Raw genomic sequence first — 24,890 nt, forward strand, 5'->3', positions numbered from 1 at the left:
GATAAGCATAACTCAGTCCTCTTTTTTGCCTTTTTGTTTCTGGAAAATCAAAACTCGCAAAATTTGGACTGAGTTTCTTTGACACTCCTACCATTTTGAAAAGTTATATAACAGCTATGACACACTTACCATTTTCGTCAATAAGTGAATTACAGATTGATGTTTTTTCTCCATCTAATTTATAGAGGTATTTAACATTAACACCTGATGATTTTGTTTGTTCAAACAGTATGTTCCCATGTAAATCATTACCAACAACAGATATTAGGTAACTTTCATTTTTTAATAATGCAATATTTTGTGCAATGTTTCTTCCAACACCGCCTGGTGTCGAAATAATTTTCCCTGGGTTGGAATCTTCATAAATCAATTTGGCATAGGTATAACTTGTTAGATCCATATTGGCTGCGCCAATTGTGACAGTATAAACGTCATTGGATAAAATATAACCTTTGCCTTTGATGTAACCTTTTTTACTGAGATTCATAATATGTCCTGCAACACATGATCGGCTAATTCCAAGGATATCAGCAAGTTCTTGCTGCTGAATGAAAGGATCACGTTTTAGAAGTTGCAATATCTGGCTTTCCCTTTTTGACATATTATTTCCCTAGTTGTTTTTTTGTATTGATGTTTTATTTCATGTGTGACTGATAGTAAAGGCTATTTTTATGTTTAGTTCCAATTATGAGAATGTGATCGTAAGTTTTATAAAGCATGTGTTTTGCAGAAAAACGTGATCTGTGTCTTGAATATTATGCTGAAAAATAAGGGAAAATTAGATAGATAAATACATCAAGTCAGTAAACTATATTTTTGTCTATATTAATTCCTTTTAAAACAAGTTGTTGCGTTGTTGCGGGAGAGTAGCAAACAAATGTTTGGTTTTTTATGAGTCATCTTTGATTACAAGAACATACTCCAGCCACATAATCAGCTATGTGACTGGATATTTACTTTTTACAGTTGTTCTGTAATTTGAAATTTATTAGATATATATAATATTATTTTTTATCAGTTAACATATGGTATGAAACGACAATCCCTGCGGTTTGACCAGCAAGCGAAGGTTCATCACTGGCCAGATAAAGCCCGGCAATATAGTGACCATCAACAGCGAATTTTCTATATTTTTTGGCATAGCGCTGGCCGAAACTAAATTGGCGTCCATCACTCAGCCTAAATAACGCCTCATCAACCGCACCATTTCCCCATACTTCCAGGCTGGTTATAACACTACCATTGAGTTCAATTGATCTTGTTTCTGATGTCACTGTACCAAGTGTATGAGATGCGTTGTTGTCAAATACAACTGTAATACCTCCTACTCTAGGTGCATTGCCGATCCTTTGTACATATCCAGTCAATGATTTTATTTTATTATACTTTCCATTGATTAAAGAGGGCTTGAGTGGTTCCAGCGTTTTATCGTCTTCTGTAAGAGCCTGAATTCTCGTCTTGTTTGTAGGACGATCAAATACGGTTGAATAACTGATAGTCTGGGGATAAAAACCACTTTCAAGGCTATCGTTTTGTATATGCTTAATGAGCTCAAGGCATTCTAAACCGTGTAATAAACAATATCCTCTTACAGAGAATAAATTATTAGTCACACTTCCTGCTGTTGAGGTGTTTATAGCATCATTGTATTGGTCAGTATACATTGTATGAATATAGTTATTCGCATTGACAACTAATTTGTTGATCAGTTGATTTAATTCATTGACCTCTATATCTGTTAAACCAATTTCGCCTTTCTTCTCTATTCCCATTTTCCAATAAGGAGCCTGTAACATAAGAGTGTTAGAGTACATTGGAAGAATTTGATAGTTTATTTTATTATCAAAAGACTTAAACTTTTCCTCTACACTAACCAGATATCTGGCCAGAAACATATATGCGTCATGGCTTTCCTGACTACCGGGCGAAGTTTCTAACATGTATTCCACATGTTCCATTTTTCCTTTGATTTCTTGTATATCTCCATTAAGTATACCCTGAATGGTTTTTAGGGCGGAATCTTCTATCATCTGCTCGACTTTCTGGAGAATTTGTTCCCAGGTGTTATCTTTTTGTTGAGGCCAAAATAACCCTAATAGAAAAGACATTGCAGGGCCAGCGCCGGGAATAAACCCTATTCCACCAATAATAGCATCTTTTATTATTGATGACATATCCCATTCATAATCAGGTGTAGAAACTGTATAAGTATCTATCATTAATATTTCATTTGATAAGGGTAGTGTTTTATTTTCAGGTATAATAATAGGTGTGGTGTTCATAATTTTGTTTTTACCTTAGTGCCGTCATTTGAGTTTTATTGGTGATAAATAACTTTTTTATATCGTTATTTATTATATCCGGTAACAAAGGCGCGTTTATCTGTATCGTTATAAATTACAACCTTACTGTAATATAAGGAGTTGCTGGGTGATTGTAATATTCCGTCTTCACCGGCTTTTACCGTGATAGATGAATGTTCGAACCATTGTGATGTGAAGGAATGGGACCAATAAAAAACAGCTCTAACTTCTGGAGCAGGGCCGGAATTAGCTACATAGTAATTAGGGCGTGTTTCAGGAATAATAGGTGTGTCTGTTCTTGTTGCCTGAACAGAAGAATGTGGCTCGATTGTCATATCACTATAATTACTGATGATATGAAGTTCTGATTCGGGTGTATTTTGATTATCAATTTTTGTTTCTGGAGTAGTTTGAGAATTATTTATAATTGTAATGCTACTACTGCCATTTATGTTAATTGTGATCATAAAATAATATCCTGTTTAAGTTTATATACCCTTCGTCTTTCAAGTTGCCTCTTTGTTGGCTGTACTCACTCACCCCAGTCACATAGTTATCTATGCTCCCGGGGATTCGTTCCCTTGCCGCCGCGACGCAACTTGAAATCCATTGGGTATAGGTTGTTAAATATAAAGTTTCATTCCGGTTGTTAATATTTGAATGGTTTATATTTTCAGTTTTACACTCTTGGCTATTTGTTGTCATTTCATCATATAATAATTTATATTGATAAAAGGCATTTCCTTACACTTAAAGAACTGTTTAATTGCTGGGTGAATTGGGTTTGGATTTATTGCGGGGTATTCTAAGCATCTTGGAAGGCAATATGAAATATATAAAATGATAGTTGGATTCAAAAATAAAATCACTTATTGAAACAATAGGTTTGGTGGGGTGGGTTTATTTGGTCATTAATATAAAATATAATTAGCCCAAAATAAATTGGGCTAATTTAGAATGTACTGGTACAACGTAATTATTTTTTATTTAACCACATTTTGATACAAATCCCAGCGATTGCCATAAATATCCTCAAAAACGACAACTGTGCCATACTCTTCCTGACGAGGTTCTTCACAAAAGTGGACGCCATTTTCTTTCATTTTATGATAATCGCGCCAAAAATCGTCAGTTTGCAGAAATAGAAATACTCTGCCACCGCATTGATTACCAATAAACGTTTCTTGTCTTTCGTTAGAGGCTCTTGCCAGCAATAAATTACAATCGCTTTCAGGATTTGGTGTAACAACCACCCATCTTTTACCCGGTTGTGGAGTATCTTCTACCAGCGTAAATCCCAATTTATTGGTGTAATAGTCAATAGCTCTGTCGTAATCATCGACAACGATGGCAACGTAACCCATACATCTTTTTTGTGTTCTCATGGTCTTCCTATAGTTACTGATAAAAATTACAGCATCCGTGTGCCTAAGTTCACGCCTCTTTCTGGTTGGATCAGGACAGTTCCCTGATCGCCACAAACGGCTGCTAAAACCAAAACTTCGGATTTAAATCCTGCTACGCGCCTTGGCGGAAAGTTCACCACGGCCAGTATTTGTTTGCCAATTAATTGTTCTTCTGTGTAGTTTTGACATATTTGTGCTGAGCTTTGCTTTTCACCAATATCACTACCAAAATCGATACAAAGTTTATAGGCAGGTTTGATGGCTTTTTCGTTTTTTTCTGCTTTGATAATTTTACCTACGCGGATATCGAGTGACATAAAGGCATCAATCGTCGCAGGTTCGGGATTTACATGTTCCATAGGGTTTAATTCATTGTTTAAATTATATTATTTAGCATAAGGGAAATGTAAAAGGATAACTAGGATAAAGTCATTACTATCGAACACCACCCGCAATAATTTTGACGAGATGGATTTCAGGGTAATGATCAGTCACCTTTTTTTGATGCAGCCACCAGCATAGGTAATCAGCATCATGATGATGTAAATTGAATAATAGGCCAATTACACTGCCGCTGTGGGCGACGTTCAGCCCGTAAATACCCGTGCGCTCGATTAAATGCCGTAATTGTTCAAAACAGGGTTTAGGTAACATTGATTGTCTGGCGAGGGCGCTTAATGTACAGGCTTCACCAAGACGGTAATTATCGTGTTGCTGATTTGCAATGCGGAATTGTTGCCATGCCTGTTGGAGTAATGAAGCGGTATCCTGCAACTGTCGGCGATGATCTTGTTGATGGTACTCTTCCGTTAAAATGGTTTGCTGGTTTTCCAGCAGCAAAATATCGACATCGGGTTGCCAGTTAAAGGGAAGTTGAGTCTGGGCAGTAATATGATCGAACAGGGTTAATTGCTTGAATATTGTGCTATCGGTAGGTTCCAGTTTAACGCACAGTTGCGCGAGTTCCGTGCCGTTAAGTGACTTCCCCAATAATCGGGCGGTGGCTTGTGCTGTTGCGGCGATGTCTGCTGTGCTGCTGGCCATGCCTTTGGCAATCGGGATTGTCGATTGATATTCAATGCGCAGGCTGGAAGTCAGTCCGGGGGATTCTTGCCAGTAATTCAGCAGTAAATTGACCATTTGTCGCATACGTGGACGTTCATGCGCGATGGGAGTGCCTTCACTGACGGAGACATAACTGAACCAATTGATTGGGCAGGAAATTAGCTTTTCTCCTCCCAATAACCACCCTTGCAGAAGTTCTCCACAGGATGCGGGGCAGTAAGCTTCAGCCACGTAAAACCTGCTGCATGGTGGCGATCAGGCGTTGATTTTCCCATTCGCTGCGTATGGCTACGCGATAATAACGATCGTCTAATCCCACATAATTCTGGCAATGGCGGATGAGTATCCTTTGTTTAAGCAAGGCATGCCATAAATGAAGGTTAGGTTTATTACAGCGGAAGAACAGGAAATTAGCGGATGGCGGCCAGACAGTCAGTTCAGGAAAGGCTGAAAGGTGTGTCCATAAATAATGTTGTTGTGATTTCAGCCATTGATGTGTGGCTGTTATATAAGCATGTTCATCAAACAGAATCTCACCCACCAGAGCGGCAAGAGCGTTGATCGACCACGGTTCACGTCGCTTTTTCATTTCTGCGATCCCCGTTATATCCCCACTAATTAAATAACCTAACCGTAATCCAGGAATAGCAAAAAATTTTGTCAGCGAACGCAATATATAAAGATGTTGAGCTACTGCAACCTGAGGAATTAATCCCCGGTTATCAGGCAAAAAATCAATGAAAGCTTCATCAACGATCAGGGCAATCTTATGTTTTTCACAATATTCCACCAGAGATTGCATAAACTGGCTGTCAGGCATTAATCCGGTAGGATTATTGGGGGTAGTTATGAAAACACAATCAGGATGGGTATTGGATAGCGTATCCAACAGGCGTAGATCAGGTTGAAACCCAGCGCTTTCTGTTAATGGATAGTCGATGATCTCTGCCCCGATTTGCTGCAAGGCACGCCGATATTCCGCAAACCCGGGAATCAGAAGCAGGGCGCGTTTAGGGTTGAGGTAACGAATAACGGCGTAGATCAGCTCTGTTGCACCATTACCCGCTATCACCGAAGCATAAGCGCATTGATGGGCCTTTGCGATGGCCTGATGCAAATGGCGATATTCCGCATCAGGGTATTTTTCAATACAAGCAAGGTGATTTTTAATCAGCTCCTTAACCCGTTCGGGGGCGCCCAGCGGATTGATATTAGCGCTAAAATCAATCAATTCATTGGCCGGTAGACCAAATTGCTGAGCAATTTCTATCACATTGCCGCCATGTTCACTCATGGCATTGCTCCATCAGTGACGTTTTCCAGCTTGGAAGAGATTTCACTGAATGTGAGGGACGCCGGGGTAAACGAGAGCATTGTACTCAAATTAACCACCTCACCGACCACAATCAGGGCTGGTGCATGTAAATTTTTTTCTTCCACTTTTGCCGCCAGAGTTTTCAGTGTGCCTATGGCTCTATCTTGTTTGGGGTGACTGGCATACATAATCACTGCCGCAGGCGTTGCAGGCGATTTGCCATGTAATATTAATTGTTGGCAGATGTCCGCCAGACGCGTCATTCCCATCAGAATAATCAACGTACCTTCCAATTGTGCGAGTACTTTCCAGTTTTGTTGTTCGTTGCCCTGAGCCGTGTGGCCGGTTATGACATGGAAACCGGATGCGTAATCGCGGTGAGTAACGGGAATGCCTGCATAGGCAAGCCCGCCAATTGAGGAACTGATGCCCGGAACAATTTCAAATTGGATGCCATGCTGCGCCAAGACTTCGGCTTCTTCCCCTCCACGACCAAAGACATAGGGATCACCCCCTTTCAGGCGAACAACCTGCTTTCCCGCCAGAGCATACTTCACCAGAATCTGGTTAATTTCTTCTTGTGGAATGGGATGGTAATCATGCTCTTTCCCTACGTTGATGATTTCACAATGTTCTGGCACTTGTGCAATCAGCTCAGGATTGACGAGACGATCATGAACAATAACATCAGCAGATTGAATACAATGCAGTCCTTTGAGCGTTATTAAGCCAGCATCACCGGGGCCTGCACCAACTAACCACACATTGCCTTTATTCATTGAATTATCTCCAGAAAGCTAAAATATAAAGAACTAAAAAGTCACCAATATATATCATTGTATCGAATATTATATGAGAGGTTATTTTTCATAAAAACGGATTTATTATTCTTGGTTTTATTTCACTTCGTTTAAAATGATGTTTTCTGTTGTTATAAGCCTGCTCACATCCAATCTGATTTGTCGATAATTATTACGTTAATGCGAATAAGATGGAATTGATTTATGTCAATATTCGCCATTTTAAATATGAATTATTTTCAGGATGAATTTTGTTATCTGGTGAAAATGTTTTTCTATCTTAAAGTAAGATTATTATATTAATGACCTCCATTTTTGTTGTCTTGGTCTTTTGTTTGAAAAGTTAAATAAATTCAGTTTGTTATAGTGCTTCTTGTGTGATGTTAAATTGTTTTTTTGTGTTAATTTTTATTTCTTTCTGAATAAAAATACTTTTCATGTCGCAATGATTATGAACAAGATCACAAAAGTAATAAAGGATGTTTTTTTAAAAATAAAAACTGTGTATTTTGAAAATTGATCTGTCGCCATTATTTATTTTAACCAAGAATGAAATTGTAATAATAATGTTAACCCTGGATTTTTCTCTATTGATATAAAGGCATTGGGCTGATATCGCCTGATTGGAAGGAATTAATTATCACTATTGAGAATGAAATGTCTTTTGTTTGATATATATCAATGAATGAGAATAAATTATTCAGAATGAACATGAGTTTAAACATAAATATATAGTTTTTAGGCTTTCAGGAAAATACTTTTGGATAAGTGGTTATAGGTAAGTGGTTATAGGTAAATGTTCAGGGGCTAGAGTTTTGGGATAACTGTTTTGAGGAAAGCAGATGCAACAAAAATATGCTTTTGTTATTGCCGGTACTGGCAGCGGATGTGGCAAAACGACAGTCGCGCTGGGCATCATGCGGGCATTAATGAATCGTCAACTGCGGATACAGCCGTTCAAAATCGGGCCTGATTATCTGGATGGCGGTTGGCATCATGCTGTAACGGGTATCGTTTCCCGTAACCTTGATGCGTTTATGTTGCCTGTTCCCATACTGAATAGCCTGTTTAACCAAGCGATGCTCGATAAAGATGTTGCAGTTATTGAAGGGGTGATGGGGCTATATGATGGTTATGGCACTGATCCTGACTATTGCAGTAGCTCTGCGATGGCAAAACAGCTTGGATGTCCGGTGATTTTATTAGTGGATGGTAAAGCGGTTTCCACCTCTATTGCTGCCACGGTCATGGGTTTTCAGCAATTTGATCCTGCTGTCAATATTGCGGGTGTGCTGATCAATCGTGTAAATCGCGAGAGCCATTTTCAGTTGTTGAAACAGGCGATTGAGCGTTATTGCGGTATTCCCGTCTTGGGGCGCATCCCTGTTATGTCGGATATTACACTTCCTTCCCGCCATCTTGGGTTGATCTCTGCGCAAGGGCAGGACAGCCAATATGATGAATGCTGGTCACATCTGGCCGGGCAAATCGAGGCCTCAGTGGATTTGTCGCAGTTGCTGGCGTTAACTCAATTATCCGCTTTACCGGAAGGAAATATCGATTCCCTTGTTGATCCGGCGATGGGGCAAGGTCTGACGCTGGCTCTGGCAGAAGATGAAGCATTTCATTTTTATTACCCCGATAACCTGTGGTTACTGGAAAAAGCAGGCGTCACCATCACGCGTTTTAGCCCTTTGCATGATCATCAATTGCCTGAGTGCCAGATGATTTATCTGGGCGGGGGATACCCTGAAATTTACGCACAGGCACTGGCTGCCAACCATGCCATGTATGCCGCATTACGGCAGGCGCATCAAAAAGGTATCCCCATTTATGCGGAATGCGGTGGCTTGATGTATCTCGGCGAAGCCCTGACCGATGTGGACGGCGTGCGGCATAACATGGTGGGGTTGATTGCGGGTGAAAGCCAGATGAGAGATAGCCTGCAACGTTTTGGCTACTGTGAAGCGACTGCAATGTACGATACGCCCCTAATCGCAAAAGGGGAGACGCTGCGCGGGCATGAGTTTCATTACTCGGATTTTGTCACTACTCAACCTCCTGTTTTTCAGTGCGTTAAATGGCGTGATGGTTTACGACAGGAAGGAATACAAAAAAGCTGGTTGGGGGGATATCAGAGTGGCAATACGTTAGCGGGATATATACATATCCATTTTGCCCAGTGCCCCGGTTTGCTTCATCGCTGGCTGATGTTGGCACGGAGGCGGTTATGACACTCTTATTGTGGTTTGCCGCTTTTATTCTGGATATGAAAGTGGGTGATCCTCCTCACTGGCCCCATCCCGTGCGTTGGATGGGGCAACTTATCAATCAGGCTGAGCGGTTTATTCGCCGGATGAGCCGAACCGAAACCGGTTTGAAATGGGGCGGTGTGCTGTTATGGCTGGTGGTTGTGGGGAGTGTCTGGCTGGTGAGTTATTGGGCATTGCAACTGGCTTATGGTGTAGGGTTTTGGCTGGGGTGTCTGGCTGAGATTTGGATGATTTATACCGTGTTGGCGGGGCGTGGTCTGAGCGATGCGGCGAAGGCGGTTTATCAGGCGTTGCAACGGGGGGATCTGGCTGCCGGTCGTGAACAGCTCGCCAACATCGTCGGGCGGGAAACATCTCAACTGCAAGCGCCACAAATCAGCCGTGCAGCCATTGAAACCGTAGCAGAAAACAGCGTGGATGGCGTCATTGCGCCGTTGTTCTTTTTAATGCTCGGCGGCGCTCCGCTTGCTATGGCTTATAAAGCGATTAACACCCTTGATTCAATGGTGGGTTATAAAACGCCCCGTTACCGTGCGCTGGGGATGTTTTCGGCACGTATGGACGATGTGGCGAATTGGCTGCCCGCCCGTTTGGGCTGGCTTTTACTGGCATTGGCTGCGAAATGGCAAGGGTTGGATTTCCGGCAGGCACTGCGTATCGGCTGGCGCGATCGTTATCAACACAGTAGCTCCAATAGCGGCTGGCCGGAAGCCACCGTCGCAGGGGCATTGGGTATCCGTCTTGGCGGGCCGAATGTTTATTTTAACCAGCGCGTAGAAAAACCGTGGATTGGTGATGCAAAGCGCGAAGTCACACCTGACGATATCCCGCAGTCTGTACAGATGATGATAGTTGCATCAGTGATGGCACTCCTGTTATTTGCGCTGCTGCATAGCCTGTTCAGTGTGATGGTATAAGGAGGGAGTAGCATGAACGATTATATTCAACAGCCCCAACAGATTGAACAGAATAGTTTCGAGATAATCACTCGCCTTATTGATGAATTGCGTCCTGGTTATTGCTTTGCGGATGCGGATCAGGAAGCGGTGATCAAACGGGTTATTCACACCACCGCCGATTTTGATTGGCTCGATATCCTCCATTTTTCCCCTGATGTTTTGTCGCTGATTCGTGGCGGTATTTCACGCGGCTGTACGTTATATACCGATACCACAATGGCCCTGTCAGGGATCAACAAAACGCGTCTGGCTCAGTATGGCTGTGAGTGCCGTTGTTATGTCAGCGATCCCAGCGTCATTCAAATAGCAAAAGCCCGGCAAATCACGCGTTCAATGGCGGCAGTTGATCTTGCCATGCAAGAGTCAGGGGAGAAGATTTTTGTCTTTGGCAATGCACCGACCGCGCTATTTCGCCTGATGGAACATCAGTCAGCACTGATTGCCGTGGTCGGTGTACCCGTTGGTTTTGTTGGTGCGGAAGAATCCAAAAATGCCCTGATTAACAGTGGACTGAGCTGCATAGCGGCAAAAGGGCGCAAGGGGGGAAGCAACATTGCCGCTGCCATTATTAATGCCATCCTTTATCGGATGCCGGAGGTGAAGCATGGATGAAATCCGTGATAGCCGGACAGAAGGTTTTGGCGTGGATGGATTTGCAATAAATAGCCCCGGAACAGTTTGGCATAGGGGAAAACAGTATCGCAAAGGTTACACCACAGGATCTTGTGCCACAGCCGCTGCCCGGGTGGCGGCGTTAATGATCCTGCGTCAGCAGGTTATCCATCAGGTTTCGATTGTCACACCTTCTGGTGTCACCTTGGCTTTGAATGTCGAGCAACCTTTGATCGAAGGTCAGCAGGCGATTGCCGCTATCCGTAAAGATGGTGGTGATGATGTGGATGCGACTCATGGCATGTTGATTTTTGCCCGTGTTGCGCTGAATGACAGCGGCGTGATTACGCTGGAGGGTGGTGAAGGTGTTGGGCGGGTAACGCGCGTAGGAGTTGGTTTGCCCATTGGTTGGGCGGCCATTAATAAAACGCCACGGCATACCATTGAAGAAGCGGTTCGGGAGGTGATTGGCCCGCATCGTGGGGCGGATATTGTGATTTTCGCCCCAGAAGGCGAAGAGCGGGCGAAGAAAACATATAACGATAGGTTGGGGATCAAGGGCGGGATTTCGATCATCGGCACGACGGGCATTGTGACACCGATGTCCGAAGAGAGCTGGAAGCGTTCGCTGGCGCTTGAACTGGAAGCCAAACGCGCCAATGGTCTGGATCGCATTATTTTTGTGCCGGGAAATCATGGTGAGCGTTTTGTCAGCCAGCAATTGGGCATTGATGCTAATTGTGTTGTCACGATGAGTAATTTTGTCGGTTATATGCTGCAAGAAGCGGTACGTTTGGAATTTCGCCATGTGGTGCTGGTGGGGCATGTTGGCAAGTTGGTGAAAATCGCCGCCGGTATTTTCCACACCCACAGCCACATTGCTGATGGTCGCATGGAGACGCTGATTGCCCATCTGGCCTTGATGGGAGCACCTTTCGAACTGATTCAGGCAGTGGATCAATGTGATACCACCGAGGCCGCCATTGAGTTGATTGCCGAACAGGGTTGGCAGGACGTTTTTTCCCAAATTGCCCAAAAAATCTGCGGACGTATCGGGCAGATGCTGCGTTTCGCCAGCAACAAGCCACAGTGTGATGCCATTCTTTTCTCTTTTGATAACCAGATATTGGGCTGCAATCGGCCTGTGAGTGAAATCGTCGAAGATTTTGTGGAGGGCTTGCGATGATCACTGTTGTCGGCATTGGCCCTGGCGCGGCGGCAAACCAGACATTGGCTGCATTGGAGGCAATCAAACAGGCGGAAGTGCTGGTCGGCGGCAAGCGTCACCTTGCCGAATTCCCCTCTTTCAGCGGTGAAACCCGCCGTTTGAATGCCGATATGGACGGATTGATGCGCTGGCTTGAACAGAACCAGCATCGGCACATTGTGGTACTGGCTTCGGGTGATCCCCTCTTTTATGGCATTGGCAAGCGGATCACCGAACATTTTGTTGGGTTACATACGGGTGGACAAATGGGTGAGCAAAACGTCCGCATCATTTCTGGTATCAGTTCGGTTCAATATTTGTGCGCCCGTATGTTGCTGGACATGAATGACATTTATCTCACCAGCAGCCACGGACGAAAACCGGATTTTGACTGGCTGCTCCGGCACGAAAAAATTGCGATGGTGACGGATGAGGTGACTGGTCCTTATCAGATCGCGCAAGAAATTCTGGCACGCGGGCAGCAGCGCTGCATGGTGATTGGTGAAAATCTGTCACAGGAAAATGAACAGATTGTTTGTTTAAACGCGGAACAGGTCGCACAACGTGGCGACATTAATTATGGCTTGAATGTGGTGGTGATCCTGAATGAAAGATGAACTGTTTTTGCGCGGTCATCGCATCCCCATGACCAAAGAAGCGATTAGGGCATTGGCATTAGAACGGCTGGAACTGAAAAAAGCCAGACGTTTTATCGATGTCGGTGCCGGTACAGGCAGTGTCAGTATTGAAGCAGCATTGCGTTATCCCACGCTGGATATTTTGGCTATTGAACGCAAGGAAGAAGCGTTGGCGTTGATTACTGAGAATGTCCGGCATTTTGGCTGTCACACGGTCCGTGTTCAGTCAGGTGATGCCCCTGTGCCATTGGAAGACAGCGCAGATGCCATTTTTATTGGCGGAACGGGTGGGAATTTGATTGAAATGATCGATTGGGCGTTGGCACACCTGAATCAAGGTGGACGTTTGGTGATGACCTTTATCCTGCTGGAAAATTTCACGCAGGCATTGTTGCACCTGCAAGCCTGTCAGGTGACATCACTTGATGGTCGTGAAATTCAGGTGGGGGAATTGACTGCATTGGGGCAAGGGCACTATTTCAAGCCCAATAATCCTACTTATTTGATCTCCTGCCAGAAAGATTCGGCACAAGAGGCGAATTGGCAAAAGGAGCCGGATCATGTCTGAACCTATTGATAAAACTGATATGGATAAAGCCGATTTTGATACTGAAAAAGTCTGGTTTGTCGGGGCAGGGCCAGGGGACAAAAGCTTGATAACCCTGAAAGGCTACCAATTGTTGCAACAGGCTCAGGTTGTCATTTATGCCGGTTCGCTGATTAACCGTGAACTGCTGGAATATTGCCGTGAAGATGCTGAATGCCATGATAGCGCGGTGCTGACATTACCGGAAATCACGGCCTTGATGGTGAATGGCGTACAAGCGGGCAAATTGGTGGTTCGTCTGCAAACCGGAGACTTATCGCTGTTTGGTTCTATCCGGGAACAGGCTGAAGAGCTGGCAACCCGGGGGATTGGATTTGTCTCTGTGCCGGGAGTGAGTTCATTTCTCGGAGCCGCCGCACAACTTGGCGTGGAGTATACCGTTCCCGAAGTCGCGCAAAGTTTGATTATCACCCGCATAGAAGGCCGGACCCCCATGCCGCCACGGGAGACGCTGGAGGCTTTTGCCGCTCACCAGACTTCAATGGCGATTTTCCTCTCGGTACAGGACATTAAAGGGGTTGTGGCTCGTTTGATTCGGGGCGGTTATGTACAAGAGACGCCGGTTGCCGTGGTTTATAAAGCGACCTGGCCGGATTGTCAGATTGTGCGTGGCACTTTGATCACGATTGCAGATCAGGTACGCAGCGCTGGCATTCGTAAGACGGCGTTAATCTTGGTCGGTGCTTTTCTTGGGGAAGAGTACCATTACTCGAAATTATATGACGCGGGGTTCAGCCATGAATACCGTCACGCTTAATCAGGCTATTCCTGAAAACGTCATATCTCAAAACGCCATTGCCCTGTTTTGTCTGACCGCAGGCGGTATGGCGCTGGCCCGTCGTTTGCAATCCCATTTGGCCATGGACTGTTTTACTTCTCCTGAATGGGAGGAAACAGGATTCACGGCATTTGACGGCACTTTTGCCAATACGGTACGCAAGGCGTTCATTCAATATGGCGCTTTGATCATGATTGGGGCAACGGGGATTGCCATTCGGGTTATCGCCCCTCTGCTCAAGGACAAGATGACTGATCCGGCCGTGGTGGTCTTGGATGAAAAAGGGCAATTTGCTATCAGTTTATTGTCAGGGCATATGGGCGGTGCCAATGATTTGGCCCGGCAGGTGGCGGATATTCTTGATGGTCAGGCGGTGATCACTACTGCGACGGATGTTAACCAAATCGCCGCGCTGGATGTATTGGCTCAACAGGTTGACGGAAAGATGGAAAATTTCCGTGCCAACGTTAAAACCATTAATCAAATGCTGGTCAATGGTAAGCGTGTGGGGATTTGGTGGCATCCTGCCTTAAACAGCGAACAAGGCCGCTACGATACGCGCGGGTTTATTCCTGTTACCGATTTAAATCGGCTATCTAAGTTAGATGCGTTGGTCTATGTCAGCTATGGCAGTGCAAAACTGGAGTTGCTAATCCCAGCATTCAAATTGGTTCCCCGCCGCATTGTTGCGGGAATCGGCTGCCGGCGTGGCGTTGAAGCCAGCCGGATAACACAGTTGCTGGAATATCATCTGGCAGGACATGATCTTGATCCTCTGGCATTAAAAGCCATCGGCAGTGTGGAACTAAAACAAACCGAACCCGCGTTAATCCAATTGGCAGAAGAGCGCCAGATTCCGTTTCAGATCTTCTCTGTTAATCAACTCGCCCAATGTGAACAGGAACAGGCATTTCCGGCCTCTGAATTTGTTCGCAAAACTGTGGGCACAGGCAGTGTCTCCCAACCTGTGGCCTGGCTGATGAGTCAGGGGCATCTGGTTGGCCATACCCTGCGTGAGCAGGGGGTCACCATTACATTAGGAGTACGGCATCCATGTTAACCGTTATTGGAATTGGCCCGGGCAGTGAAGCCATGATGACGCAGGAAGCGGTTGCTGCATTGAAGGCTGCTGACATCGTGGTGGGTTACAAAACCTATACCCATTTGGTGAAACCGCTGGTGGGCGATAAAGAGATCATCAAAACCGGCATGTGCAAAGAGATTGAACGCTGCCAGACAGCAATCGAACTGGCAGAACAGGGCAAAAATGTGGCGGTGGTTTGTAGCGGTGATGCGGGTATTTATGGCATGGCGGGGTTGATTCTGGAATTGGTCAGTCAGCAAAAACGCAACGTAGAAGTTCGGCTGGTTGCAGGCGTTACCGCGAGTACGGCCTGTGCAGCCTTGCTTGGCGCGCCATTGATGAATGATTTTTGTCATATCAGCCTGAGTGATCTGCTCACACCGTGGGAGGTGATTGAAAAACGGGTACAGGCTGCGGCAGAAGCGGATTTTGTCGTCTGTTTCTACAACCCACGCAGCCGGGGACGGGAAGCACATTTGGCACGGGCATTTGCTTTGATGGCCCCGTGGAAATCGGCTGAGACGCCCGTCGGTGTGGTAAAAGCGGCGGAACGCAAGCATGAGGAAAAATGGCTGACGACGTTTGGTGCTATGGATTTTTCCCGCGTGGACATGCGCAGTCTGGTGATTGTGGGTAATCAGTCAACTTACATACGCGATGGGCTGATGATCACTCCCAGAGGGTACAAACTATGAAACCGCCGCTGATTCACATTTTTGGCGGTACGAGTGATGCCCGCCAGATTTGCGTAATGATGGACACTGCCGGCATAGATTATGGCCTGTCAGTGGCTACGCCAACGGGAGCACAACAGGCAATGGGGATCCGGGGGGAAATTGTCATTGGCCGGATGGAATCTGAAGGCATGGCCGAATATCTGCGAAAGCGGGGTACGAGAATGGTGATCGATGCTTCCCATCCTTATGCCGAACAGTTGAGCCACAACATTGTGAATGCCTGTCAAACGCTGGGACTTCCTCTCATTCGTTATATTCGCCCCAGCGATATTGACGCTATTAAACATCCTCTTATTTATAAAGTGGCAAACGTTGAACAGGCGTGTGAAGTGGCGGCCAGTTTAGGTTCACGGATCTTGCTGACCACGGGCAGTAAACAATTAGTCGATTATGTGACCCGCCTGAAAGGAAAAACGGTGCTGGCCCGTGTGTTGCCGACAACGGAAGTTCTGGCGATGTGCGAATCCTGTGGTTTGTCTGTGGATCAGATTTTTGCCCTGAAAGGCCCGTTCAGTGCTGATTTTAACCGGGCATTTTACCAATTTTGTCAGGCGGAAGTTGTGATTACCAAAGAATCCGGCGAACAGGGCGGTTTCAAAGAAAAAATTGAACCGTGCCTTTCCCTTGGTTTGCCCTGCATCGTGATTTGCCGTCCGGATCACTCATTTGCAGGAGAAGACATAAAGCAGGCTCATGGGATGGAAGAGATGGCGCAGTTTTTGGCGGATTTTTCAAGGCAGGTAACCAACAAGATAGGTAACCAATAAGGGAGAGCAAAATGAAGAAAGCATTATTGGTGATAAGTTTTGGAACCAGTTATCCGGAAACGCTAAAAAACAATATCGAAGCCTGTGAGCAGCAACTGGCGTCAGTTTTCCCGGACAGGGAATTATTTCGGGCTTTTACTTCCGGCATGATCATCCGCAAATTGTGCCAGCGTGACGGCATTCATATTGATACGCCCCATGATGCGCTGACCAGATTACACCATGCAGGCTATAACGATATCGCGGTTCAATGCCTGCATATCATTAATGGTGATGAGTATGAAAAGGTACTTTATGAGGTAGAAAAATTCCGTCCCCGCTTTAAACGGATAGTACTGGGTACTCCGCTGCTCACCCGTTTTGACGATTATGTGCAATTGATGCAGGCATTGAGCCACCAGCTTCCGCGATTGGCGGGTAATGAATGTGTCGTTTTTATGGGGCACGGCGCAACGCATCATGCTTTTTCTGCTTATGCCTGTCTGGATCATCTGATGAACCATTACCACTTTCCGGCACGCGTCGGCGCAATAGAAAGCTACCCTGAACTTCCCTTGATCATTAAGGGGTTAAAAGAACAGGGGATCTGCAAAGTTTACCTGATGCCGCTGATGCTGGTGGCAGGGGATCATGCCATCAATGATATGGCTTCAAATGAAGAAGGTTCCTGGAAATCTCAGTTGGAAAAAGTGGGGATTATCGCCGTCCCTTGGTTGCAGGGATTGGGTGAAAACCCAATGGTTCGGCAGATGTTTGTGGATCATCTTACCTGTGCCCTCAATGATGAGGAGAAAGTCTGATGAGTGGAAAAATCAAGGCCGGAAAACTGTATGTCATGGGCGTCGGGCCGGGAGCCAGCGATCTGATTACCGTGCGGGCGGCGCGTATTCTCTCTGAACTTGATGTTATTTATACCCCGACGGGTAAAAAAGGCACTCAAAGCCTCGCTCATTCCATTATCGAAGAATACCTCTCACCCACGACTCAAGTATGCACTTACCATTTTTTAATGAAAGGCGAGAGGTCAGCAAAAGAAGCAGTATGGAATGAAGTGGCGCAAGCCTTAAAAGAGGAGGTTGCCAGCGGCAGGAAAGTGGGTTTTATCACCTTGGGCGATCCCATGCTGTTCAGCACGTGGGTATTCCTTTTAGAACGAATGATTTCCTTGGAACAAATAGCTGCGGAACAGATGAAAAATCCGCCTTGGCTGGAAATTGTGCCGGGGATTACTTCATTCTCGGCCATTGCGGCGGCGGGTGTCATGCCATTGGCGATGGAAAATCAGACACTGGCCGTTATCTCCTGTATGGCGCCTGAAACCGTTCTGGAACAGGCGTTACTTAACCATGATTGTATTGTCCTGATGAAAGTCTATTCGCGTTTCGCGCTGATACATGAACTGCTGCGTCGGCACAACTTACTGGAACATGCGTTGATGATGGCAGATGCCACATTACCGACGGAACAGTGCTGGCGTGATCTTGCGACACAGCCTCCTGATGTCTCCCCCGACGCAGCAGACCGTGAACAGGCTTTATCATATTTCTCAACGATTTTGATTAATAAAAACTGGCAATTATCGAGGTGAATTATGCAACAGCAACTAACGAAGTTTTCGTTATCTGGTGCGGTTATCGCACTGTTTCTGGCATTATCTTTGACGTTGGCGCCACAAGAAGCCTTTGCTATGCATGTGATGGAGGGATTTTTGCCACCGATGTGGGCATTGGCATGGTGGCTGGCTTTTTTGCCTTGTTTGGCGGCAGGATTAGTCCGGTTACGCCAAATTGTGCAGGAAGACAGTAATCAGAAGGTTTTGTTGGCACTGTGCGGGGCATTTATTTTCGTTCTTTCGGCATTGAAGATTCCTTCTGTCACCGGCAGTTGCTCCCATCCGACAGGGGTTGCCTTAGCCGTGATTTTGTTTGGTCCCTCCGTTGTAGCGGTACTTGGCGCGATTGTCCTGTTGTTTCAGGCATTATTGCTCGCACATGGTGGTATCACGACGTTAGGGGCCAATGGGATGTCGATGGCCGTGATCGGCCCATTGGTGGGTTATCTGGTATGGCGGTTTTCCTGCAAAATGGGAATGCGCAAAGATGTCAGTGTCTTCTTGTGTGCCTTTGTGGCCGATATTGTGACTTATACCGTGACTTCCGTTCAGTTGGGTGTTGCTTTCCCCGATCCGCAACTGGGTATGGCTGCCGCCACCCTCAAATTTATGGGTATTTTCTGCATAACCCAACTACCTATCGCGGTGGCTGAAGGATTACTGACGGTATTGATTTACGACCAGCTCGTTAAAAGACAATTAATTCAGGCCCGTAGTGCTTAAGGAGTGTTGAAGATGAAAAAGACATTGATATTACTCTCCCTCGTTGCGGCATTGTGCATCATTCCATTTTTCATTGACCACGGTGGGGAATTTGGTGGGGCAGATGGTCAGGCAGAAGCACAAATCATGGAAATTGCTCCGGATTATACTCCGTGGTTTGAATCCTTATATAAACCAGCCAGTGGAGAAATAGAAAGCCTGTTGTTCACGTTACAGGGATGTCTGGGCACTGCCGTAATTTTCTACATTCTTGGTTATTATCGCCGTACCCGAAAAGATCATGAGTCGAAAAGATCATGATCGGAATCGATAAACTCAGCTACCAGAGCCGTTGGCGTGATAAAGATCCCAGGGCGAAATTCGCCCTGTACCTCTTATTCATGGCTGCGGCAATGGTGCTTTCTCCGGTATGGCAGGCTGCGTTGGTTGTCGGGCTTGCCATGTTTAGCTGCTATCTGTTGCGAATTAGCTTACTGCGTTACCTGAAATGGTTGTTGCTCCCTGTGGGTTTTTTGGGGCTTGGCCTGATTGCCATCGTATTGTCAGCAAGCCCACAGCCGGACAGCCTGCTGTGGGGATTTCAGGCCGGACGATATTGGTTCGGCCTTGACCCACAAGGATTGGTGATGGCTAATCAGGCTCTCTGGCGCAGTCTGGCGGCGCTATCGGCAACGTTCTGGTTCATGATGAACATGCCATTTGAACAGATGATCAAACTGCTCAGGTTTTGTCGTGTTCCTCACTTGTTGATCGAGCAAATTCTGCTGACGTGGCGTTTTATCTTTATCTTTTTGGAAGAAGCGGTGGCAATCCATCATGCACAGTCATTACGGTTTGGTTATACATCCCTGAAAACCAGTTACCGTTCGCTGGCAATGCTGATCAGCATGTTGTTTTCGCGGGTGATAAGCCGTTATCAGCAAATGAGTGTCGCATTGGAACTCAAGTTGTATCAGGGCGATTTTCATTTATGAGATGCCGGTTGAGTGTGGATAGGAAAAACAGAAGAGGCGGACAATATGTTAGAAACACGGGCACTGTATTTCGGTTATCAGGATGAACCTATCTTGAAAGATTTGACCCTTGATTTCAGCCGTCATCAAGTTACCGGGATTATCGGAGCGAATGGTTGTGGTAAATCGACGTTACTGATGAACCTTTCCGGAATTTTGCGTCCGCAACAAGGGGCGGTCTGGTGGAATAATGCGCCATTGGATTACAGTAAAAAAGGCCTGATGGCGTTGCGACAGCATGTTGTTACCGTATTTCAAGACCCCGATCAGCAGATTTTTTATACCGATATAGAAAGTGATCTGGCTTTCAGTTTACGTAATCTGGGGGTTGATGAAACAGAAATCCGGCGCAGGATCGAACAGGCGCTGACTTTGGTGGATGCCCATACTTTCCGTAACAAACCCATTCAATACTTGAGCTTCGGACAGAAAAAGCGTGTCGCCATTGCGGGGGCATTGGTGATGGAGTTTGATTATTTGCTATTGGATGAACCCACCGCAGGGCTTGATCCCGCAGGTCGCAAACAAATGTTGGAAATCATCGGCATGATTGCCGATAAAGGGAAACGGATCATCATTTCCAGCCATGATATCGATTTGATCTATCAGGTCTGTGATGGTGTGTATGTACTGGCGGATGGTGAAATGATCAGTGCCGGTAACCCGGAGATTGTACTACGGGAAAAAACACAACTTGAACAGGCAGGCTTAACACAGCCGTGGTTAGTGAAACTTCATTGTGAAACCGGCTTACCTTTGTGTAAGAGTGAGCAGGAACTTTTTGCGATTTTGCGTGAAGCCAATTAAATAAGGGAGGACAGACAATGACATTATCGCTGATGATTCAGGGAACGGCGTCTGATGTAGGAAAAAGTGTGCTGGTGGCGGGATTTTGTCGAATATTCTCGCAAGATGGCTATCGCTGTACTCCTTTCAAATCACAGAATATGGCACTGAATTCTGGCATTACTGCCGATGGCAAAGAGATGGGGCGAGCACAGATATTTCAGGCAGAAGCAGCAGGTATTGCACCGGATGTCCGCATGAACCCTGTGTTGCTGAAACCCACCAGCGATCGTAAAGCGCAAGTGGTTTTCATGGGAAAAGTCATGTGCAGCATGAATGCGGTGGAATATCACGAACATAAACCCCAACTGCTCCAGCAAATTCTGGAGGCATATAACGGCCTGGCGGCAGAAACGGACATTATGGTGTTAGAAGGCGCGGGCAGTCCGGCAGAAATCAATCTGCGTGATCGCGATATCGTTAATATGGGCATGGCTGAATTAGTGGATACGCCTGTGATTCTGGTGGCCGATATCGATCGGGGTGGGGTATTTGCATCGATTTACGGCACGCTGGCTTTGCTCAAGCCAGAGGAAAAAGAACGGGTCAAGGGCGTGATTATCAATAAGTTTCGTGGTGATCCGGCGTTATTAAAATCGGGTATTGATCAGATCGAAGCCTTGACGCAAGTCCCGATCTTGGGTGTTTTACCGTGGCTGGACCTGGATCTGGAAGATGAAGACAGTGTTGCTTTGCAGTTGAGGAAACATGAGCAGTTGGGGAAATATGATCAGTCGGAGAAAGAAGCAGGAGATTATCTCGATATCGCGGTGATTCAATATCCTCATATTGCCAATTTTACGGATTTCAACGCGTTGGCGGCTCAGCCGGATGTGCATCTGCGTTATGTCTCTGAGCCTGCTGCGCTTCAGGGGGCTGATCTTATTATTCTTCCCGGCAGTAAAAATACCTTAGGTGATTTGGCATGGCTAAAAATCCAAGGGCTTGATCAGGCCATTATCAATCTTCACCAAAAAAAAGTTCACCCAAAAAACGCTCACCAGAAACAAGTGCCGATTATTGGGATCTGTGGCGGCTACCAAATGTTGGGTAAGCAGATTGTGGATGAAGTGGAATCCGGCTTAACCCAAATGGCAGGCTTGGGATTATTGGATACTGAAACACAGTTCTCTCACGAAAAGCAGACGGCACAAGTGACGGGCGTTGTGATGCCGGCATTATCGGGGATGCTGAATTTATGCAGCGAACAGCCGGTTACGGGTTATGAAATTCATATGGGAGTGACCCGGCTTGGTAAGCAGGCAACGCCTTTCGCCAAAATGTATTTACACAATGGTGAGGAAAAAACCTGGTTTGATGGCGCTGTTACTCAGGATGGCTTGGTGATGGGAAGTTATCTGCATGGCCTGTTTGACCAGAATGCTTTCACCCGGTCGTTATTAAATCAGCTTCGTATACGTAAGGGTTACGCTCCATTGGAAAATATGGCTTTCAGTTACTGCCAACATAAAGAAAAACAATTCAACATATTGGCTGCCAGCATGCGCGAACATCTGGATATCGGGCGAATTTACCAGCTAATGCGTGAGCACGAATTGTTGAGAGAAAGAAACGTAGTATGTGATGGAGTCACGCCATGATTTTGGTGACAGGGGGGGCGCGCAGTGGAAAAAGCAGCCATGCTGAACGCCTGATTACTGAACAATGTGAACAGGTATTGTATATTGCCACAGCTCAGGTGACAGATGCCGAAATGGCGGCCCGTATTGAGCGACATAAACAGGAACGACCGGCACATTGGCGGACTTGGGAAGGCCATCAAAACTTAGGTTCCGTTATCCGCCAGCACCGCCAACCTCAGGAGGGCGTTATACTTGAATGTGTCACGACATTAATTGCTAACTTATTATTTGATTTATCGGGTGGAAAATCACCTGATGAACTGGATTTTGCATCATTGGAGGTGTCTATCCATCATCAGATTGATGACCTGATTGATGCCAGTGTGTGGTGTCCTACGCCAGTCTGTTTGGTGACCAATGAATTAGGAATGGGGATCACTCCTGAAAACAGATTGGCGCGCCATTTTGTCGATATCGCTGGACGTGTCAACCAAAAGCTAGCACGGGCGGCTAAAGAAGTCTGGTTTTTGGTTTCAGGCATTGAGGTAAAGATTAAATGAAACTGAGCCTTTTTTGGGCCACATTACAGTTTTTAACACGGCTTCCTGTTCCTGAAAGATGGGGGGCGGGGGTTCATTTCGAGCAATATTGGCGTGGTGTTCCCTATTTTCCATTAGTCGGCCTGATTGTCGGTGGCTTGGCTGGTTTGGTATCGCTCTCTATCAGCCAGTCTGGCGGAGGAATGTATATTGGTGCGATTAGTTATGTACTGGTATTGGCTCTGCTAACGGGCGGGCTACATTTAGATGGATTGGCGGATACCTGTGATGGGATCTTCTCCGCCCGCCAGCGAGAAAAAATGTTGGAGATCATGCGTGATAGCCGGCTTGGGACTTATGGCGGCATCGGGTTAATTTTCTGCATATTGATTAAAACATTAACTGTTTCAGAAATCTCTTATTACTCCTTTTTTGACCTGCTCGCGATATTGACATGTGCACCGATTGTCGGGCGCACAGCGGTAGTACTTTTAATGTATGAGCAACGTTATGCCCGTGAAGGTGAAGGGATGGGAAGTAGTTATATTGGCCGGATTACCTCTTACTCTGCTGCGTTGACTTTGTTAGGAGGGGCAGTGTTGGTCATGGTGCTGGGGAACTGGCAGGGCTTAACGGCAATGATGATAACCCTGTTCGTGATTTATGGGCTTGCTTTGTATTTTAATTATCACCTTGGCGGGCAAACCGGTGATACGTTGGGTGCTGCAATTGAAGCAGGGGAAGTTATTTTCTTATTGGCGATGATTTGGCAATAAATAAGGTTGCCCACCTGCGGGGGCATCATTCATTGGGCGGAAGGATAAAGATGACTCTTCAATCTCTGATTAGTGCAATTCGCCCCTTAACTCGGGTGAATATGGAAAAAGCGGCACAGCACATTGACAGTTTGGTCAAGCCGTTGGGTAGCTTAGGGCGGCTGGAAACGCTGGCGATACAATTGTCCGGCATGTCAGGCATTCGTGATCTGCGGGATCTGCAAAAAGAGATCATTGTGATGTGCGCTGATCACGGTGTATATGATGAAGGTGTGGCTGTTTCGCCTAAAAATGTCACTGCCATACAGGCACGCAATATGTTGGAGGGATTAACAGGTGTTTGTGTATTGGCGAAAAACAGCGGAACGCAGGTTTTGCCCGTGGATATTGGCATTGACTGTGAACCGATTGAACATTTGTTGTCTCTGAAAGTTGCGCGGGGGAGCGGTAATATTGCGCAGGGTTCGGCGATGGATTACGGGCAGGCTGAAATGCTATTGTTGGCAAGTGCACAACTGGTGCAACAGCGTATTGCAGCAGGGATAACGGTGTTTGGCATAGGGGAGCTGGGCATTGCCAATACGACTTCGGCGGCAGCGGTTACCTGTGTCCTGACAGAGAGTGATCCCTGTGATGTGGTCGGGTTGGGGGCGAATTTTCCCCCTGAGCAGTTGGTGCACAAGCAATCCATTGTACGGCAAGCCATTGCTGTCAATCGGCCGGATAGCAGAAACGCCCTTGATGTGTTGGCAAAAGTCGGGGGATTTGATCTTGTTGGCATGACGGGCGTGATTCTGGGAGCCGCGGCTTCCGGTGTGCCTGTTGTACTCGATGGTTTTTTATCTTATGCGTCAGCGCTGGCAGCGTGTCAGATCTCACCCATCGCGCGGGATTATTGTATTCCTTCCCATATGTCGGCAGAAAAAGGCTCAGCACTGGCACTATATCATTTGAATCTGCAACCTTATCTGCATTTAGATTTGCGTCTTGGTGAGGGTAGCGGGGCGGCTATTGCCATGTCCTTGATTGATGCTGCCTGCGCGATGTATTGTCATATGGGTAAATTGGCAAGTAGCGGGATCAATTTGCCGATGCCAGAAAGGTCGCGCATGACGCGACCTCTGGAAATATAAATCAACGCGATGCTCGACTTTTATGATGAGTTGAAATGACATAGCCGCTCCTTTATAACTTTAAGTCGTCAAAAATAGAGAAATAAAGGAACAAAAGGCTATGTCACAGCAAGA

General features: G+C 46.0%; 27 protein-coding genes and 1 pseudogene. 20 read left to right on the forward strand and 8 right to left on the reverse strand.

Annotated features, from left to right (window positions below):
- Positions 1-109: 109 nt before the first annotated feature.
- From AAC854_RS15175 to cobA, 8 genes and pseudogenes are all read right to left on the reverse strand, one after another.
- Positions 110-601: pseudogene (locus AAC854_RS15175) on the reverse strand (PfkB family carbohydrate kinase); the annotation flags it as partial.
- Between the two features lie 403 nt (positions 602-1,004).
- Positions 1,005-2,282, reverse strand: a complete 1,278-nt coding sequence (locus AAC854_RS15180; RefSeq protein ID WP_340617840.1) for an insecticidal delta-endotoxin Cry8Ea1 family protein — start codon at positions 2,280-2,282, stop codon at positions 1,005-1,007.
- A gap of 65 nt (positions 2,283-2,347) precedes the next feature.
- Complete coding sequence (locus tag AAC854_RS15185) at positions 2,348-2,770, reverse strand: JHE-like toxin PirA (protein ID WP_340617841.1); 423 nt, start codon at positions 2,768-2,770, stop codon at positions 2,348-2,350.
- Between the two features lie 516 nt (positions 2,771-3,286).
- The gene (locus AAC854_RS15190; RefSeq protein ID WP_340617842.1) at positions 3,287-3,688 is read right to left on the reverse strand and encodes a VOC family protein; all 402 of its coding nucleotides are present in this window, start codon (positions 3,686-3,688) and stop codon (positions 3,287-3,289) included.
- A 26-nt stretch (positions 3,689-3,714) separates the two neighbouring features.
- On the reverse strand, positions 3,715-4,068 hold the full coding sequence (locus AAC854_RS15195; RefSeq protein ID WP_340617843.1) for a tRNA-binding protein: 354 nt from the start codon (positions 4,066-4,068) through the stop codon (positions 3,715-3,717).
- 76 nt (positions 4,069-4,144) lie between these two features.
- Entirely contained in the window at positions 4,145-5,005 is an 861-nt protein-coding gene (locus AAC854_RS15200) for a GHMP family kinase ATP-binding protein (RefSeq protein WP_340617844.1), read from the reverse strand.
- Positions 4,998-6,068 carry a threonine-phosphate decarboxylase CobD gene (gene cobD, locus AAC854_RS15205; RefSeq protein ID WP_340617845.1) on the reverse strand — a complete coding sequence of 357 codons (1,071 nt, stop codon included), beginning with the start codon at positions 6,066-6,068 and terminating at the stop codon, positions 4,998-5,000. The genes AAC854_RS15200 and cobD overlap by 8 nt, the downstream gene beginning before the upstream one ends.
- Entirely contained in the window at positions 6,065-6,868 is an 804-nt protein-coding gene (cobA, locus tag AAC854_RS15210; protein ID WP_340617846.1) for a uroporphyrinogen-III C-methyltransferase, read from the reverse strand. The genes cobD and cobA overlap by 4 nt, the downstream gene beginning before the upstream one ends.
- Positions 6,869-7,731: 863 nt before the next feature.
- Between cobA and AAC854_RS15215 the strand changes: the two genes are divergently transcribed.
- The 20 genes from AAC854_RS15215 to cobT are packed head-to-tail and all read left to right on the forward strand — an operon-like array spanning position 7,732 to position 24,776.
- Positions 7,732-9,123 (forward strand): cobyrinic acid a,c-diamide synthase CobB, encoded by a 1,392-nt coding sequence (locus tag AAC854_RS15215; protein WP_340617847.1) that lies wholly within the window; start codon positions 7,732-7,734, stop codon positions 9,121-9,123.
- A complete protein-coding gene (gene cbiB, locus AAC854_RS15220; RefSeq protein ID WP_340617848.1) occupies positions 9,120-10,079 on the forward strand; it encodes an adenosylcobinamide-phosphate synthase CbiB in 960 nt (319 codons plus the stop codon). The genes AAC854_RS15215 and cbiB overlap by 4 nt, the downstream gene beginning before the upstream one ends.
- 12 nt (positions 10,080-10,091) lie before the next feature.
- Positions 10,092-10,733 (forward strand): cobalt-precorrin-8 methylmutase, encoded by a 642-nt coding sequence (locus AAC854_RS15225; protein WP_340617849.1) that lies wholly within the window; start codon positions 10,092-10,094, stop codon positions 10,731-10,733.
- Positions 10,726-11,919 (forward strand): cobalt-precorrin-5B (C(1))-methyltransferase CbiD, encoded by a 1,194-nt coding sequence (gene cbiD / locus AAC854_RS15230; protein ID WP_340617850.1) that lies wholly within the window; start codon positions 10,726-10,728, stop codon positions 11,917-11,919. Before AAC854_RS15225 ends, cbiD begins: the two co-directional genes overlap by 8 nt.
- A complete protein-coding gene (locus AAC854_RS15235) occupies positions 11,916-12,557 on the forward strand; it encodes a cobalt-precorrin-7 (C(5))-methyltransferase (protein ID WP_340617851.1) in 642 nt (213 codons plus the stop codon). The genes cbiD and AAC854_RS15235 overlap by 4 nt, the downstream gene beginning before the upstream one ends.
- Positions 12,547-13,146, forward strand: a complete 600-nt coding sequence (locus tag AAC854_RS15240; RefSeq protein WP_340617852.1) for a decarboxylating cobalt-precorrin-6B (C(15))-methyltransferase — start codon at positions 12,547-12,549, stop codon at positions 13,144-13,146. Before AAC854_RS15235 ends, AAC854_RS15240 begins: the two co-directional genes overlap by 11 nt.
- Complete coding sequence (locus AAC854_RS15245) at positions 13,139-13,942, forward strand: cobalt-precorrin-4 methyltransferase (RefSeq protein ID WP_340617853.1); 804 nt, start codon at positions 13,139-13,141, stop codon at positions 13,940-13,942. Before AAC854_RS15240 ends, AAC854_RS15245 begins: the two co-directional genes overlap by 8 nt.
- Entirely contained in the window at positions 13,923-15,023 is a 1,101-nt protein-coding gene (gene cbiG / locus AAC854_RS15250) for a cobalt-precorrin 5A hydrolase (protein ID WP_340617854.1), read from the forward strand. Before AAC854_RS15245 ends, cbiG begins: the two co-directional genes overlap by 20 nt.
- Positions 15,017-15,742: a precorrin-3B C(17)-methyltransferase gene (locus AAC854_RS15255; RefSeq protein WP_340617855.1), complete on the forward strand. Its 726-nt coding sequence runs from the start codon at positions 15,017-15,019 to the stop codon at positions 15,740-15,742. The genes cbiG and AAC854_RS15255 overlap by 7 nt, the downstream gene beginning before the upstream one ends.
- Positions 15,739-16,551 carry a cobalt-precorrin-6A reductase gene (locus tag AAC854_RS15260; RefSeq protein WP_340617856.1) on the forward strand — a complete coding sequence of 271 codons (813 nt, stop codon included), beginning with the start codon at positions 15,739-15,741 and terminating at the stop codon, positions 16,549-16,551. Before AAC854_RS15255 ends, AAC854_RS15260 begins: the two co-directional genes overlap by 4 nt.
- Positions 16,552-16,562: 11 nt before the next feature.
- Complete coding sequence (gene cbiK / locus AAC854_RS15265) at positions 16,563-17,351, forward strand: sirohydrochlorin cobaltochelatase (protein ID WP_340617857.1); 789 nt, start codon at positions 16,563-16,565, stop codon at positions 17,349-17,351.
- Positions 17,351-18,139, forward strand: a complete 789-nt coding sequence (locus tag AAC854_RS15270; protein WP_340617858.1) for a cobalt-factor II C(20)-methyltransferase — start codon at positions 17,351-17,353, stop codon at positions 18,137-18,139. Before cbiK ends, AAC854_RS15270 begins: the two co-directional genes overlap by 1 nt.
- Positions 18,140-18,142: 3 nt before the next feature.
- Positions 18,143-18,886, forward strand: a complete 744-nt coding sequence (cbiM, locus tag AAC854_RS15275; protein WP_340617859.1) for a cobalt ECF transporter S component CbiM — start codon at positions 18,143-18,145, stop codon at positions 18,884-18,886.
- A 12-nt stretch (positions 18,887-18,898) separates the two neighbouring features.
- A complete protein-coding gene (locus AAC854_RS15280; RefSeq protein ID WP_099113867.1) occupies positions 18,899-19,186 on the forward strand; it encodes an energy-coupling factor ABC transporter substrate-binding protein in 288 nt (95 codons plus the stop codon).
- On the forward strand, positions 19,183-19,860 hold the full coding sequence (locus tag AAC854_RS15285; RefSeq protein WP_340617860.1) for an energy-coupling factor ABC transporter transmembrane protein: 678 nt from the start codon (positions 19,183-19,185) through the stop codon (positions 19,858-19,860). The genes AAC854_RS15280 and AAC854_RS15285 overlap by 4 nt, the downstream gene beginning before the upstream one ends.
- 45 nt (positions 19,861-19,905) lie before the next feature.
- Complete coding sequence (locus AAC854_RS15290) at positions 19,906-20,706, forward strand: ATP-binding cassette domain-containing protein (RefSeq protein ID WP_340617861.1); 801 nt, start codon at positions 19,906-19,908, stop codon at positions 20,704-20,706.
- Positions 20,707-20,723: 17 nt separating this feature from the next.
- Positions 20,724-22,346 (forward strand): cobyric acid synthase, encoded by a 1,623-nt coding sequence (locus AAC854_RS15295; protein WP_340617862.1) that lies wholly within the window; start codon positions 20,724-20,726, stop codon positions 22,344-22,346.
- Positions 22,343-22,888, forward strand: coding sequence for a bifunctional adenosylcobinamide kinase/adenosylcobinamide-phosphate guanylyltransferase (gene cobU, locus AAC854_RS15300; RefSeq protein ID WP_340617863.1), 546 nt, complete (start codon positions 22,343-22,345; stop codon positions 22,886-22,888). Before AAC854_RS15295 ends, cobU begins: the two co-directional genes overlap by 4 nt.
- Positions 22,885-23,643, forward strand: a complete 759-nt coding sequence (gene cobS, locus AAC854_RS15305) for an adenosylcobinamide-GDP ribazoletransferase (RefSeq protein WP_340617864.1) — start codon at positions 22,885-22,887, stop codon at positions 23,641-23,643. The genes cobU and cobS overlap by 4 nt, the downstream gene beginning before the upstream one ends.
- 50 nt (positions 23,644-23,693) lie before the next feature.
- Positions 23,694-24,776 (forward strand): nicotinate-nucleotide--dimethylbenzimidazole phosphoribosyltransferase, encoded by a 1,083-nt coding sequence (cobT, locus tag AAC854_RS15310; RefSeq protein ID WP_340617865.1) that lies wholly within the window; start codon positions 23,694-23,696, stop codon positions 24,774-24,776.
- The last annotated feature ends 114 nt before the right edge of the window (positions 24,777-24,890 follow it).

Source organism: Xenorhabdus entomophaga (genome assembly GCF_037996725.1).
Classification (GTDB): Bacteria; Pseudomonadota; Gammaproteobacteria; order Enterobacterales; family Enterobacteriaceae; genus Xenorhabdus; species Xenorhabdus khoisanae.

Bases quoted from the DNA above. Each gene is read 5' to 3' on its own strand.
- AAC854_RS15180 (WP_340617840.1), bottom strand. From the start codon at position 2,282: ATGAACACCACACCTATTATTATACCTGAAAATAAAACACTACCCTTA.
- AAC854_RS15185 (WP_340617841.1), bottom strand. From the start codon at position 2,770: ATGATCACAATTAACATAAATGGCAGTAGTAGCATTACAATTATAAAT.
- AAC854_RS15190 (WP_340617842.1), bottom strand. From the start codon at position 3,688: ATGAGAACACAAAAAAGATGTATGGGTTACGTTGCCATCGTTGTCGAT.
- AAC854_RS15195 (WP_340617843.1), bottom strand. From the start codon at position 4,068: ATGGAACATGTAAATCCCGAACCTGCGACGATTGATGCCTTTATGTCA.
- cobD (WP_340617845.1), bottom strand. From the start codon at position 6,068: ATGAGTGAACATGGCGGCAATGTGATAGAAATTGCTCAGCAATTTGGT.
- cobA (WP_340617846.1), bottom strand. From the start codon at position 6,868: ATGAATAAAGGCAATGTGTGGTTAGTTGGTGCAGGCCCCGGTGATGCT.
- AAC854_RS15215 (WP_340617847.1), top strand. From the start codon at position 7,732: ATGCAACAAAAATATGCTTTTGTTATTGCCGGTACTGGCAGCGGATGT.
- cbiB (WP_340617848.1), top strand. From the start codon at position 9,120: ATGACACTCTTATTGTGGTTTGCCGCTTTTATTCTGGATATGAAAGTG.
- AAC854_RS15225 (WP_340617849.1), top strand. From the start codon at position 10,092: ATGAACGATTATATTCAACAGCCCCAACAGATTGAACAGAATAGTTTC.
- cbiD (WP_340617850.1), top strand. From the start codon at position 10,726: ATGGATGAAATCCGTGATAGCCGGACAGAAGGTTTTGGCGTGGATGGA.
- AAC854_RS15235 (WP_340617851.1), top strand. From the start codon at position 11,916: ATGATCACTGTTGTCGGCATTGGCCCTGGCGCGGCGGCAAACCAGACA.
- AAC854_RS15240 (WP_340617852.1), top strand. From the start codon at position 12,547: ATGAAAGATGAACTGTTTTTGCGCGGTCATCGCATCCCCATGACCAAA.
- AAC854_RS15245 (WP_340617853.1), top strand. From the start codon at position 13,139: ATGTCTGAACCTATTGATAAAACTGATATGGATAAAGCCGATTTTGAT.
- cbiG (WP_340617854.1), top strand. From the start codon at position 13,923: ATGAATACCGTCACGCTTAATCAGGCTATTCCTGAAAACGTCATATCT.
- AAC854_RS15255 (WP_340617855.1), top strand. From the start codon at position 15,017: ATGTTAACCGTTATTGGAATTGGCCCGGGCAGTGAAGCCATGATGACG.
- AAC854_RS15260 (WP_340617856.1), top strand. From the start codon at position 15,739: ATGAAACCGCCGCTGATTCACATTTTTGGCGGTACGAGTGATGCCCGC.
- cbiK (WP_340617857.1), top strand. From the start codon at position 16,563: ATGAAGAAAGCATTATTGGTGATAAGTTTTGGAACCAGTTATCCGGAA.
- AAC854_RS15270 (WP_340617858.1), top strand. From the start codon at position 17,351: ATGAGTGGAAAAATCAAGGCCGGAAAACTGTATGTCATGGGCGTCGGG.
- cbiM (WP_340617859.1), top strand. From the start codon at position 18,143: ATGCAACAGCAACTAACGAAGTTTTCGTTATCTGGTGCGGTTATCGCA.
- AAC854_RS15280 (WP_099113867.1), top strand. From the start codon at position 18,899: ATGAAAAAGACATTGATATTACTCTCCCTCGTTGCGGCATTGTGCATC.
- AAC854_RS15285 (WP_340617860.1), top strand. From the start codon at position 19,183: ATGATCGGAATCGATAAACTCAGCTACCAGAGCCGTTGGCGTGATAAA.
- AAC854_RS15290 (WP_340617861.1), top strand. From the start codon at position 19,906: ATGTTAGAAACACGGGCACTGTATTTCGGTTATCAGGATGAACCTATC.
- AAC854_RS15295 (WP_340617862.1), top strand. From the start codon at position 20,724: ATGACATTATCGCTGATGATTCAGGGAACGGCGTCTGATGTAGGAAAA.
- cobU (WP_340617863.1), top strand. From the start codon at position 22,343: ATGATTTTGGTGACAGGGGGGGCGCGCAGTGGAAAAAGCAGCCATGCT.
- cobS (WP_340617864.1), top strand. From the start codon at position 22,885: ATGAAACTGAGCCTTTTTTGGGCCACATTACAGTTTTTAACACGGCTT.
- cobT (WP_340617865.1), top strand. From the start codon at position 23,694: ATGACTCTTCAATCTCTGATTAGTGCAATTCGCCCCTTAACTCGGGTG.